The organism is Acetobacter pasteurianus, from assembly GCF_009914215.2.
Classification (GTDB): Bacteria; Pseudomonadota; Alphaproteobacteria; order Acetobacterales; family Acetobacteraceae; genus Acetobacter; species Acetobacter pasteurianus.
Genome location: NZ_CP039845.2, coordinates 217,079 through 229,555, shown reverse-complemented (window position 1 = coordinate 229,555; position 12,477 = coordinate 217,079). Strand labels below are relative to the sequence as shown.

General features: G+C 44.6%; 9 protein-coding genes and 1 other RNA gene. 6 read left to right on the top strand and 4 right to left on the bottom strand.

Annotation, left to right across the window (positions count from 1 at the left end; genetic code table 11):
* Positions 1 to 4: 4 nt before the first annotated feature.
* A complete protein-coding gene (locus FCN51_RS01005; RefSeq protein ID WP_160256075.1) occupies positions 5 to 553 on the bottom strand; it encodes a hypothetical protein in 549 nt (182 codons plus the stop codon).
* 116 nt (positions 554 to 669) lie between these two features.
* On the opposite strand from FCN51_RS01005, the gene FCN51_RS01000 reads away from it, so the two are divergent.
* A complete protein-coding gene (locus FCN51_RS01000; protein ID WP_160256074.1) occupies positions 670 to 1,518 on the top strand; it encodes a hypothetical protein in 849 nt (282 codons plus the stop codon).
* A gap of 29 nt (positions 1,519 to 1,547) precedes the next feature.
* The gene (locus FCN51_RS00995) at positions 1,548 to 2,873 is read left to right on the top strand and encodes a hypothetical protein (RefSeq protein WP_160256073.1); all 1,326 of its coding nucleotides are present in this window, start codon (positions 1,548 to 1,550) and stop codon (positions 2,871 to 2,873) included.
* A 47-nt stretch (positions 2,874 to 2,920) separates the two neighbouring features.
* On the opposite strand, the gene FCN51_RS00990 is transcribed toward FCN51_RS00995, so the two are convergent.
* A complete protein-coding gene (locus FCN51_RS00990) occupies positions 2,921 to 4,231 on the bottom strand; it encodes a lipopolysaccharide biosynthesis protein (RefSeq protein ID WP_160256072.1) in 1,311 nt (436 codons plus the stop codon).
* Positions 4,232 to 4,721: 490 nt separating this feature from the next.
* Between FCN51_RS00990 and FCN51_RS00985 the strand changes: the two genes are divergently transcribed.
* Entirely contained in the window at positions 4,722 to 5,789 is a 1,068-nt protein-coding gene (locus FCN51_RS00985) for a glycosyltransferase family 4 protein (protein WP_143225591.1), read from the top strand.
* 33 nt (positions 5,790 to 5,822) lie between these two features.
* Positions 5,823 to 6,962, top strand: a complete 1,140-nt coding sequence (locus FCN51_RS00980; protein WP_160256071.1) for a glycosyltransferase — start codon at positions 5,823 to 5,825, stop codon at positions 6,960 to 6,962.
* A 169-nt stretch (positions 6,963 to 7,131) separates the two neighbouring features.
* Here FCN51_RS00980 and ssrA read toward each other — a convergent pair.
* Positions 7,132 to 7,481: a transfer-messenger RNA gene (ssrA, locus tag FCN51_RS00975) on the bottom strand.
* 116 nt (positions 7,482 to 7,597) lie between these two features.
* Between ssrA and FCN51_RS00970 the strand changes: the two genes are divergently transcribed.
* Positions 7,598 to 8,245, top strand: a complete 648-nt coding sequence (locus FCN51_RS00970; RefSeq protein WP_160256070.1) for a hypothetical protein — start codon at positions 7,598 to 7,600, stop codon at positions 8,243 to 8,245.
* On the opposite strand, the gene FCN51_RS00965 is transcribed toward FCN51_RS00970, so the two are convergent.
* Positions 8,234 to 10,636 (bottom strand): autotransporter outer membrane beta-barrel domain-containing protein, encoded by a 2,403-nt coding sequence (locus FCN51_RS00965; RefSeq protein WP_160256069.1) that lies wholly within the window; start codon positions 10,634 to 10,636, stop codon positions 8,234 to 8,236. The two genes, FCN51_RS00970 and FCN51_RS00965, sit on opposite strands and share 12 nt — an antisense overlap.
* A 343-nt stretch (positions 10,637 to 10,979) precedes the next feature.
* On the opposite strand from FCN51_RS00965, the gene FCN51_RS00960 reads away from it, so the two are divergent.
* Complete coding sequence (locus FCN51_RS00960; RefSeq protein WP_160256068.1) at positions 10,980 to 12,449, top strand: protoglobin domain-containing protein; 1,470 nt, start codon at positions 10,980 to 10,982, stop codon at positions 12,447 to 12,449.
* Positions 12,450 to 12,477: the final 28 nt, after the last annotated feature.

The following is a 12,477-nucleotide window of genomic DNA, read 5'->3' as shown; positions in this document are numbered from 1 at the left end:
TGATCTATTCGGGATTGCCAACCTTTTTCCGATACCGGCGCATTTCAGATTTCTTTTTCTCTCTCAACAAATCATTGATAACTACATCAAGATTGTCTCCTTCACTCAGGAGAACGCCTAAGGTTTGGATATATACATACCCTCCAGCTTTCCAGATTGATTTGACAGTTTCCAATAGGTGAATCTGGCTAAAGCCAACGCATAATGGCGAGCGGAAATACACTATAAAAATATCCGGCCTTATTTCGTCCCTATGCTGTTTTGTAGGTTTTAGAATCTGTTTTATATTCTTTGACATACTTGATTCACGCTTCAAGTCCTCAATCAGAAAAGCGCGATTTTGGAGATGATTGCTCCAGTTTGTGGTTCTTACATTAGACACATCATCACAGTAACTGTTCAATCTGTGATACATCGCCGTTTGATGGCCAGTGGCAAGCAGGAACGATCTGGCTCCTCCGGTTTGGAGTGTTAAGTCTGGTAGGTCAGGATGGATTGTAAGAGAGACGGCGATGTGAGGCCCTCCCTCTTTCCCGAAGTAGATATTCATCATTGAGCGCACCTTATTTAGCTGATTAAACTTTCCCTATATGTAGTGAAAGCTATTGCGCTAAGCAATGTCCGCATTTAGAATGTCTCTAGAAATTACTAAGGAAAGCAAACGGATACATGTTACATCACATTTTTGACAATCCTCATTTTGAAGGTAACTTTGGGAATGATGGAATTAAGCATCAGAAGTCCGCGGGTTCCAAAGGTATAATCAGCAAATTCCTTAGCATCGCCTGGCGTCCTGCTTTCTCATCTTTCATGATTGCCGCAGCATTGTCAGTGTCGGGCTGTTCAGGCGTTATGGTTAACGGGAAGTTTGTCCCAACTGGATCACCAGAAGCCTCATACATGTTTTATGGGCATACGTTTGATATTGTTCCTACACTTGGGAGCACTGATCGTATCGTGATCCGAGGCGGCACGAAGTCCATCGATACCAAGCTGAGTAAAGTAAGGATCGTTGCTCAAAAAGTCATCCAGGGTGAGAGCATCGTCGTGATCGCAGGCACCAAATATTCTGGTGATTACGCTCCCACATGGGAGATTGTCTCTACCAGACAGGATGGTATGAGCATCTATCGGATACCTCTGGCCCCAACTGGGGTGTCAAGCGACCCGTATTCTTTCACGTATAATGAAGATGGGCTGGAAATTCGGGATATTTCTGCAGAAGGCGGGAATTCGCAACTCGGCGGTGGTGTATTCTATCGGGCAGGCAAGTTTTATTCCCTGGCTGACTATTATCGTCACAAGGCAGCTCTTGAACGCCGGGCCGCATCTTCTAGTTATCATCAGCGCGCTCAACAAACCTCTTACCGTAAGACCGATCGGGTTCGGCCGACCCGCTTGGGTTCCTCGTCTAACGCACCTTCAAATCAAGGCTTTGTCGATGATGTAAGCCGTGTTGAAGGGAAGGGGGTTAACAACACTTCCCAATCAACGGGGCAGATTAACCTCCAAGACTAATTTTTGAGAAAATTAAGTTGAGCTAAGAGATGTCATATACAAATGGTAGAGGCTATTTGCCTTATATCACCATAATAACCATTATTTATCTCATATTTGAGTTGTCATTTAATGCGCGACTTCTTGATGTTGTCGGCGGAGGTGGCACATCAGATAATGTCCATAGCATCGAAAACTGGGGCCGTATTCTATCTGGTATGGCAGTCACGATCTTTATCTGGGGCGTATTCATTATGCCCCGGTACAATTGGTCTGTCTTCGGTCGGCTTGTAGCTATGGTCGTAACCGCTGTTCTGTGTGTCAGTTGCGTTTACAACCTAGAAAAAAGACTTGTGACGCATTTCGTTGACATTTCCACTGGCGAGCAGCGTAAAGAAGCTGTTGCTATTAACTTCATTTCCCATGGCGTCCAGCAGGGGACAATCAATCTTGCTGGACTTCCCCTGAAGACTGGATCTGATGCCTCACCATCAGAAAAGCAGATGATGGCGATACTGCCTTTTTATGTCTTGTCGATAAAAGACGTAGATCTAAAGATCGCCGGCGGTATTAAAACAGCCATAAGAAATAGCCTTATTGATCAAGGTATGAATTCACAAAAGATGTTTGAAGACATTTACATGCCATTTGTGAATAGCATGCATGATTCATATAAAAAATATAGCGACATTGAGCGGAAAAAGCATTCTATTTTCTTGAATAGAGAGCAATATAAGTCATTTATGTACTCACTGTTCGGAGGTATTCCAGATCGAGAATACACTTATTTCAGTGATTTTTTTATGTCGCCAGCGATACAGGATAAAGCCAAGCAGGCATTGATAAATACTGATTGTTCATTTCCCATATCTCCAAAGCTTTCGGGCGCAGAATTTGCCACGCAACTATGGCCAGAGCTTATCAATTGTCGAACAGACTATGAATTTAGAAGCAAATTGGATCATGGCCCGGATAGCTATAAAGATGGTGAGATACGATCATACATTGGACGTCAGGCGATGGAAGCCCTCGTTGCACCTCCTCTTGCGTTGTTCTTTTCCGTCCTCGGTGCTCTTGTCCATATCTTCAAAAGCCTAAATTACCTCCTGAAATGGTTGAGGCCTGGCATTCCCCTCCAGCGTACCCTCTTGATTGGTTCATTAGCCTCTGTAGCTTTCTTAATTGGTATGAGACCAAATGCAGTGGTCGACACAAGTCTTTATCATACCATGGCCAATTCAGTAGCCACTTACTATCCACATGGTTCGATGGTAGCAAAGGGCATCACTTGGCTGATAAAAATGCAGAGTATTTTTTACCCTATCAATGAAATCATTAGAAAGTTGTGTCTGTTTGGCTTTAAATTTGGGTGCTAAGACATAAGTATTTCCCCTCCCTATAAAAAACAGGGAGGGGAATATTGTTATTTTGGAAGTCTTTTCTTCAAGTCGGAATTGAATGCGTGAAAACAAAAAGCAAATAATATTATTGATGAGAGAAGTATTTCTACAGAAGATCCGATTACCCCCCACGTGCTCATAAATACACCCAGAAGTGAGAAATATAGGAAAATGACGGATATTCTTATTTTGAGAAGATTGCTCACTTTACCGATCATAATGATGTAAGGCTCAAGAGGCACCATTAGGATATTTATTATGGAGTTGCAGCACAGAATAAACAGCACGCTGAACCCATATGTCGTTTTCTGATGGAGCATATAACTGATGATGTCTTGGCCAAAGAAATAGACGATGAGCAGCACGAGGGCTGATACGCCCAGCACAACGCCAAATGTTTTGTTGATGATGTGCTTAACGCCCGGCCAGTCCTCTTTATCTCTCATTTTGATGAATTCAGGATAAAGACTTGGGATCATGAGTTGGGCCGGTTTGACCAATCCATTGCCTATTTGCCTGGCTACCCGGTACACAGCCGCGTCTTTTGGCCCCAGATACGATCCGATGGCAAGGGTCGCCCCCTGAAGAAAAACAGCTTCGAGTATCTGATTGATGCTTGTGTTGACGTTATATTTCCACATCCCCTGCAGAGGTGTTTTTAGAGAGAAAATCAGCCTCGGCGCTGGCAGGCTTCCTGTAAATTTCTTGGTCAAATAAACACCAAAAAAAGTACACGACACAAACATGGTTAATTGTGTAAGGCACCAAACAAACAAAAAATAGTCGAGTGTGTAATGCCGGACAAATCCAATATATGTTGCAGTTGTTCTTACAGTTGTTGTTATCAATTCATAGCATGTTACATATTTGAATTTGTTGCACAGGCGCAGAATGCCCGTTGACCATCCAGTGTTCATACAGAGAATGGTCACGCTACATAAGAAAGCTTTCATCTGGATATCAGGCGACCAGTGCAAAACACTGCTGCCAAGAAAATAAACCAGGGTAATGCTCACCAGAAAACCGATCAGACCACTGATAAAATCTGATCTAATGCAAAAACCGAGAATATCATGGAACTTTGAGAATTCTTTTTTCTCGAAAAATGAGGTGCCATAGTGGAGCAGGCATTGCCACGATTGAAGATGGGTCACATCGCATATTAGAGAAACAAATGTGGTGACAAGTAGAAGATAACCAAAGTTGGCAAGCCCCAATGTCTGGGCTGCCCAGGCAACATAGATAAAACTGCAGATTGCGTTGATTATACGGCTACTTATCAATAAGGCTGTATTGCCCATAATGCGCGAAAATACTGAAGAGGTAGAGGTCATCTGGTCTCGCGAGGTAGCGTGATTACAAACAATCTGGGCATCACATGAAAATTAGCCTGTCAAATGCAGTTTAATTGCTTTTCTGTCAAGATTTTAGGGGGGCGCAAAGAGAAAGGTCACTATCATATCTAGATTTAATCGCGTGCAGATGGACTGCTATACATGCCTTCTCCTGATATGAAATTTAATTATTTTTAGGCAGGAAACCCATTTCATAATCATTTTTGAGCAGTTTTAACGGTTTTTTCCCAAAATATCCTCTTTTTAACAGCGTATAAGTTTCACTGGTTGTTTGCTGGTAAAAGCCAGATAGCTTTCGCAGTTCATAAGTCACTATCCTCTTGTACGCTTCAATCTGAGGGGTGTAGAATAGTCATGGCTATATGCCTTTTTTTGAGAATTGACTGATCAATTGGCATGAGATACCCCCATTCTAAATTTGGGTTTAGAAATTGATAATTCCCTTAGGATTCATTGAATTAGGTGCAAAGTGTTAAAAATTGGCTTTTTAATACAGGATATGGCGAAATTAGGCGGTACCGAGCGTAGCGCTTCAATTATCATGAATGGATTGGCTAAGGATGATCGTGTTTACCTAATTGAAGTCTGTCCAAAAGGTGAACCCGCATTTGAGCTCAACCCCTCCATTGAGAAGGTTGGCCTTTTCAAATCGGAAAAGTCTTTGATCTCCTCATATATTCCATTTGTGCATAAACTCTATAAGGCTATTTCAAGTCTCCAATTGGATGTTCTGGTGATTGTCGAGAGTAAGCATGCCCTTTACGGAGTGCCCGCAGCCAAATTAGCCGGCGTGAGATGTGTCGTCTGGGAGCATTTCAACTTTAATGTTGATCTTGGAAAAAAGAAAAGACGCATCGCAAGAAATATCGCTGCAAAATATGCTGATGATATCGTTGTTCTCACAAACCGAGATCGCCAAATCTGGAAAGAGAAAACTGATACGCATGCTCGAATTGTGACAATCCCCAATGCAGTGCCAGATCTAGGTGATATTCGTTACAATAAAAATGCTAAAACTGTAGTCGCTATTGGAAGATTAACCTTTCAAAAGGGGTTCGATCATCTACTCAATATCTGGGACACCCTTAAAAAGGACGTCCGGGCTAAAGATTGGACACTAAAAATTGTGGGAGATGGGCCTGACGCTCATGACCTGCAGTGTGATTCATTGAGAATTCCTGATGTGGAGTTTTTGCCGCCCCAGAAAGACGTGAGGCCCATATATCAAGAAGCCGGCATCATAGCTCTCACTTCACGATATGAAGGGTTACCCATGGTGTTGCTTGAAGCTGCCAGTGTGGGCATCCCCATTGTGGCTTATGATTGCGAAACAGGCCCCAGTGAAATCGTTGAAAACAATAGAACCGGATATCTGGTTAATTTTTGCGATATGGATGGGTTTGCAGAACGATTGCTCAACTTGATGGGCAGCGACAACCTGAGAGAAACTTTTTCACACAATGCAAAGGAAAGCGCTCTGAAATTTGCCCAGCCTGCCATTCTGAACAAATGGCAGCAAATGCTGGAAAATCATTGAGTTAAATATCAAATTGGATGGACGAAATTTCAGATGTTTAAGATAGGCATTGTTATTCATGATTTTAAGCTGGGCGGATCCGAGAGGATCGCAATTAGGCTGGCGAATTATTGGCATAGTCAGGGTCATAAGGTCATAGTTTTTTGCGGTTCGCGTACTGGTGAAATGCGTGAACTACTGAGTCCAAACGTCCAGATAGTCTGTGCAGTTCCCGCCATTGCCAGACGCCGAGGATCCCCAAGAGAAGTGGGGATCGCGGCACGCTCTTTCTTTAGCAAGTGCAATGTTGATTTCTGCTACATACCCGGAAATTATCATTGGCCGGTCACTTATGAAATGTCGAGAATGGCCAAGCCATTCCGCCCGATACTCGTTACCCAGATCAGTTCTCTTATCTATAAGCCTGGTCGGAGTTATTTTTCTCAAGCCGCATTTAATATGAGAATGAAGCTTCTGATTAAGAAAAGCGATATTATTGTGGCGCTTGACGGAAGTACAGCTCGCGAATGTGATCTCATCCTTAATCGCAGAGATACAAAGGTTATCCCATTGCCTGCATTGTCTGCGCAGGTAACCCGCCCAGTTTCACCTCCGACCAATTATAAAGCATTAGCAGTTGGAAGGCTTACTGAACAAAAAGGCTTTGACACGCTAATCAAGGCTTTTCGTTTGGTAGTTGACCGATTGCCAAACGCACATCTGAACATATGCGGTGAAGGTGAGCTCAGATCTTATCTAGAGAATATGATAAGAGAGCTGGATCTGATGCAAAATATCACGCTTCTGGGCTATCGTGACGAAGTGTGGGATCTTCTCGAAGAAAGCTCAATCTTTGTCCTTTCTTCTCGCCGTGAAGGATATGGAGCAGTCTTATTGGAGGCTCTGGCCGCTGGCCGGTTTATTGTAACAACGAACTGTACACCTGCCATATCTGAAATTTTTAGTCAAAATGGTCATTTGGGTGAAGTCGTGAAAGTAGATAATGTCCTTGAAATATCAAAGGCAATAATCAAAAACCTGTCTACAGTTCCAGATATATGTAATGAAGTTGAACCGATACTGCGCAAGTATCGTATTGATTATGGGGCGGGGCTATATCTCAATTTTGTGAAGGAATATAAAAGGGAACGATCATTATCCAAGACACAGCTAGTTCCTGAAGTGACATCTTGATCTTTGATATTGTCCAGCCGTGTTTTTGTGTGAAGGAGAGGGGATTTTTCATTGACGGCCAGACCGTCCGTAACCCGTAAATATCTTCTCCGGCACCCCACATGATTTTTGCTATACGGAACCCTGAACTGGCCTGAAAGGCTGAATGAAGGGGTGAAATTTCAATGGTAGTGGGGGGCTTCTGTTGCCCGGTGCCCCCCGAACCGCGCTTGCCGTCAAGCGACGGCAGCGAGTGCAACTTTGTTGTCGTTGGCACTTATAGGTTTAGCCCGATAACGGCGGTACAATGCCGGGCAAAAGAAAAGTCTTTACCACATCACGTCGATCCTATTTCATCCCCATTCTGCGATGCGAGGTTGACGTCGTTACGCCAAGCCTTAGTGAGGCTTGCAGATTTTGGTGGAGATGCAGGGTACTGCCCCCTGGTCCGCAATGTTTATTCCACTCTTCGTTTATTGCCATATCTCATATGGTTTGAGCAGGGACTATTTCGCATAACCTATTGCATATGGCAAGGTTAAAAATTGACAAAGCCTTGTCAATTTCCGCCGCGGCAAATTAGTTAGTCCTTTGCAAGGCCAATCATCTAGAATGATGGGAATGTCTTTACATCATTCAGCATGATAGGCTCCACAATGTCATTTCCCATGCAATATGATCTTACTGATCGTTTTTTTATGAAGAGGGGGTCAACCCCTTGCTTTGATTATTTTGACCGAACGAAGATGAAAAATGGTCAGTACGAGCGAATGGGTTGGATATCATTTGCATTGTTAGAGCCTCGGTTTGAGCCGAATTGCCCGGCGGAACTGAGGGAGATTATCCAATCTGAAGCTCAGAAATACTTCGCGTTGATGGGCTCGGAAGTGCCAATTCCCACACAAGATGAAACGGTTACGTTGGGGTACGCCAGGGCTGACTATTGTTACGAATGGGCAAAGCGAAGACACGAAGATTCTGTTAAGTGGCAACCGTTTCGTGACCTTGTAACGCTTAATGGCTATGATTTTGCCCACATCTATGACTTTGAGACTAAGATGCGGTTCAGGGATCATAATGGGGAGATCCCACCGCTTATTGGTGGGACAGGAAACTGGGTTATGTATGATCCGTCTGGGGCTAAACCTGCCTATAGAGCTGCTACCTCAGAAGGGTGTGCTGAGGCAGCAAAGGCTGACGGGAACTTCAGAACTGATATTCAGGCCCCCCAGCCAGATGCTCCAGATCCTTCGGTTGAAGATGAGTATACAGACAGCAGTGGCTTCTCTCCCTCATTTAGCTAATGCCAAGATTGCGGAGGTTGAACCGTAGGTTGTGCTAAAATCCTGCCCGCCCAAACTTGAAAAAGCTTCGACTCTGGAAGATCCAATGCCGGTTATTTCAAGCCTTGCGGCCTGACCGGCAGAGGAGATCAGCGCATCACCGTTTTCATATGAAATGGATAGTCCGCCGATACCTTCTGAGCCAAGATGCGTGAGGACGATTTCTCCATTCGCGGGATCGAAGCCTTTTATCGTTTCAACGGCCTCGGAGGACATGTCTAACACACTGGCCGTGTAACCCTGATCGTATGTAAGATTGGCCTGGCCACCTCCGATTGTAATCGTGGCATTGGTATCTGATGTTGCTTGATAATCTACCTGACCGCCATTGGCGTTAACATACAGACCAGTAGAATGTGTTTGAGCTGCCGTGATATTGCCAGATGCGCCGTTATTAAAAGTCACGGATCCATCGCCAGCCGTGATATAATCATATGATGGGCCATCTAGCGTCAAATTGCTCGCTGAGTCTTCAAGGCTTACACCTATATTCCCAGTAGCATCATACAATGCTCCCACACCGGCCAGAGAGACGCCAATATTGTTGTCTGTGCCGCCATAGATATACATCTGGCCCATATCGCCATACGCAGTTGTGTTGCCTGTGCCAGTGTGGGTCAGTTCACCGCCATAACTGAAAACACTGATATTGCTGTCATTTACATTGAGGCTCGCGTAGCTGCTTGATAGTGTTATTCCTGGTGTTCCTGATGCCTCCGCTATCGTCCCGGTGCCCGACAATGCTGAGGCAATTTGGGTATCCCCGGTAAGGCCAAAGAGGTTGAAGTACTTATAACTCCCGACCATCGTGACATTCTTCCCGCCATCTAGGTTCAATCCTCCATCAAGAGAGAGGATAGTTGAGCTGTCTGTTGTCGGGCTAAGGTACTGTGTCACATCGCGCTGTATCGTTATATCTGTAACGGTTGGCGTGCTTGATGTATTCGAACTGCTGGATGTCGATGACGTGCTGTTCACATCCGTTCCTGTGCTGGAATTGGCGGTGCCACCGCTTTGAACGAAATCTCCCTTGTCAGTCCGATTGTCGGTTATACTTCCATTAAATGAGCCGGATATGTTCACGGCGCCCGTGCCATTGAGGGTGATATTTTCATATCCAGAGGAAGGGGTAATCGTCAGATATCCATTGATATTGCTAAGATCGATAATCGCATTGTAGCCATTAAGATTGATAGTATCGTCAGTCCCTTCAGCATCGACCGTAATGGTTTTTACTCCACTGCCTGAGTAGGAGCTCAGGATAATGTCTGAAGAGCCATCGGATGGAAGGTGTATGACAGATGACTCATTATAAACTTTAATGGTAGAGGCTTGCCCATCACTGACCTGAACGATCTTTTGGTTTGCGGCCGAGTATGACTGATCTGCGCTATCACCGGAAGTGATCTTAATATCGTTTACTTCCATGGTGGCTGAATAACTTGGGTCAGTGGATCCTGAGGATACCCCCTCCGGGCCAATATAACTCCCAGTGAGCGTCCAATCAGAGAGATCTTGGTAATATGTCGCGTACTGCGGATATTTCAGAGATAGAGCCGATATAAGGCTATCAAGCATCGCGTTTAGATTGATAGTTACCTGATGGAAAGATGTGTCATCTTCCAAAGGTAGGGAATCAACGGCATCTGTGGCGTCAATATGCCATGCCCCAGATGTGTCCTGATATGTATCATTGTTGGAAACATTAAACACGCCTGTAGAGAGAGAGGTGCCATTCCCTGAATCAGCAGTTTCCTGGCCTCTGTTGTCGGCCATGACAGCTTGAGCAAAATAGCTGGCGGCCGGTACAGAGTATTTACCACTGAGGTTAAAAGCGAAGGTGAAGGCGTTGTAACAGAACCATGTGGTATTATCCCCATTTGGCTCGACGTTAGTAATCCGCTCATTGGCCGAAAAGGTTAACTGGTGGTCAAAGGTGTTAGCCACACCCGCATTCTGCTCTTTTGTTTGCAGGAATACGTCTGTGTTGGAACCTCCGGCCTGAGTTAAGGCATAGGTGTATCCATACTGTGATGACTTATAAACGGCCAATCCACTGGATACGTTGCCACTGACCGCGCTCCATTTTGCGATAGGATCCCCGTTTAACAGTGGATCGCTGTCTGCTGTGTCGTTGGTGTCTGGATTTGTAGGATCAAAATATCCTGGAGCAGTCCATTGGGTAATATCCCAGTCAGGATCGGTATTGCTGGTCAAATTAGGCAGGGAACTGTCAAATTCTTCTGTGTATCCGTCTACCTGGCCATTATTGAAGGCCATATCCGGCCCTGAGATGCTTGGGTCATCGTAAAGTAATTCGGAGGGGGAAGAAGTTGAAGCGTTATTACTCATCTGTTCCGCTCTTGACCGTGGAGGTTAATCAGTAGAAAATCCAATACCAAGTGAGACGCATCATAAGTTAATGCTCACTATTACAAAAAAAATTATAATAATCGGAATTATCAATCCAAAAACAAAACCATTATCTTTTAAAATAAAATAGGCCGATTGTAATAATCGTGTAAGTGTTTGGTTATGGCTACCAAATGAGAATTAGGCGGAGCTGTAATGCTTATTTTCATTTAAGAAAATGAAAAATAATTCAATAGAATTACATAATCCTTCTTAGCCTATTCATCCTAGGCATCGAAACACAATCTAAGTGGGAATATCGCGCAAAATGGAGGCGCATCGAATGGAACATATATCTCCATTAGGGGGCGATGGTGAACTGCCATCAATTTCAAATAGATTGGCCTTCTTGGGGATCAATGATCACCAAAGGCATGTTCTGAGCGAGATTAAATCATCTCCAATCCATGATATTTTAAACGATAGTTTGAAAATATTTTATGAGCGCATTCGAGAAACACCTGAACTGTCAGAGTTCTTTAAGACAGATGAGGTGGTTGAAAAAGCTTCACAGCGTCAAAAAGAGCACTGGGGGCAGCTTTTTTCAGGTGAATTTGACGAACACTATGTGAGAAATGTCACAAAGATTGGGGAAACACATGCAAGGATTGGCCTTGATCCTCAATGGTACATCGCTGGTTATGCGGTAATCCTTGAAAGGATTATTCAGGATGTCATTTCAAATTCCATAGTTCGTGGGACAAAGCCTCAAAAGGTCTCGCCCCAGCAGATGGCGCATCTTGGCGAACTGATTGGTGTGGTCGTTAAGGCGGCTTGCCTTGATATGGATATGGCCATTTCGACATATCTCAACAGATTAAAGCAAGAGAGAGAGAAGGCCGCGAAGGAAAATGACGCCCTAATCATTATATCTGAAGCCATTGATCGTATGGCTGAGGGCGACATGACTGTCACGCTGAACCCTTCTGTCATTGAGAGGTCGCCTGTCCTGGCCAATTCTTTCAAACGCCTGAAAGAGCGCGTGCAAGACATGGCGGAGGAAATTAAAGGGGCTTCTTCTCTTGTGGGAACATCCTCTGAGAAAATCAGTGATGGGGTGGCAAAAGCCGAAGAGCGTGCTCAGGATCAGGTGTCCGCAATTTCCGAAATCACGGAACTGACCCGTGTGCTTAAAAACTCTATTTCCGGCGTAGCTAAACAGACAGAGGCAGCGGAAGATGCCGTTAGGAGTTGTCTCAAAGCCACTATGGAGGGCAATGCTAACGTCACTAAAGCCCAATCCAGTATGGAGCAGATCGAAACCATCTGGAAGGTCATTCATGATCTGGTTGGCGCTATCGATGGCATAGCCACGCAAACCAACCTTCTTGCCCTTAATGCGAGTGTAGAGGCCGCGCGGGTAGGGGATGAAGGCGGAGGGTTCGCTGTTATAGCTGGAGAAATCAGGACACTGGCCAACACAACAAAGAACACGGCCGAACAGATTTCGGAGAAAACGCGACTAAGTAAGGATCTGGTCCTGGCAGCCTCTATATCAGTTTCCAGTACGGCAGAACTGCTTGCCAAGATCAAAGATGGCGTCTCATTAGTAGAGGTGGCTGTCACGAACATAAATTCAGAAATGAACAAGCAGACCTCCAGTGCTGAATCAACGCACCATGAGGCCATAAAACTACAGAAAACAACGCAAGAGTCAGTTCAATTGGCTGGTCTGATGAGAAAGTCGTCTCGTGATCTGATGGGGAGATCACAAGCCATGCAAATTCTCCTTAAAGAATTTGGGTTCGCTTGAGTTCAACTATATTGTAGCCAGATGGTCT

Excerpts from the sequence above, each read along its gene's own strand:
- FCN51_RS01005 (WP_160256075.1), bottom strand. The coding sequence starts at position 553 with ATGATGAATATCTACTTCGGGAAAGAGGGAGGGCCTCACATCGCCGTC.
- FCN51_RS01000 (WP_160256074.1), top strand. The coding sequence starts at position 670 with ATGTTACATCACATTTTTGACAATCCTCATTTTGAAGGTAACTTTGGG.
- FCN51_RS00995 (WP_160256073.1), top strand. The coding sequence starts at position 1,548 with ATGTCATATACAAATGGTAGAGGCTATTTGCCTTATATCACCATAATA.
- FCN51_RS00990 (WP_160256072.1), bottom strand. The coding sequence starts at position 4,231 with ATGACCTCTACCTCTTCAGTATTTTCGCGCATTATGGGCAATACAGCC.
- FCN51_RS00980 (WP_160256071.1), top strand. The coding sequence starts at position 5,823 with ATGTTTAAGATAGGCATTGTTATTCATGATTTTAAGCTGGGCGGATCC.
- FCN51_RS00970 (WP_160256070.1), top strand. The coding sequence starts at position 7,598 with ATGTCATTTCCCATGCAATATGATCTTACTGATCGTTTTTTTATGAAG.
- FCN51_RS00965 (WP_160256069.1), bottom strand. The coding sequence starts at position 10,636 with ATGAGTAATAACGCTTCAACTTCTTCCCCCTCCGAATTACTTTACGAT.
- FCN51_RS00960 (WP_160256068.1), top strand. The coding sequence starts at position 10,980 with ATGGAACATATATCTCCATTAGGGGGCGATGGTGAACTGCCATCAATT.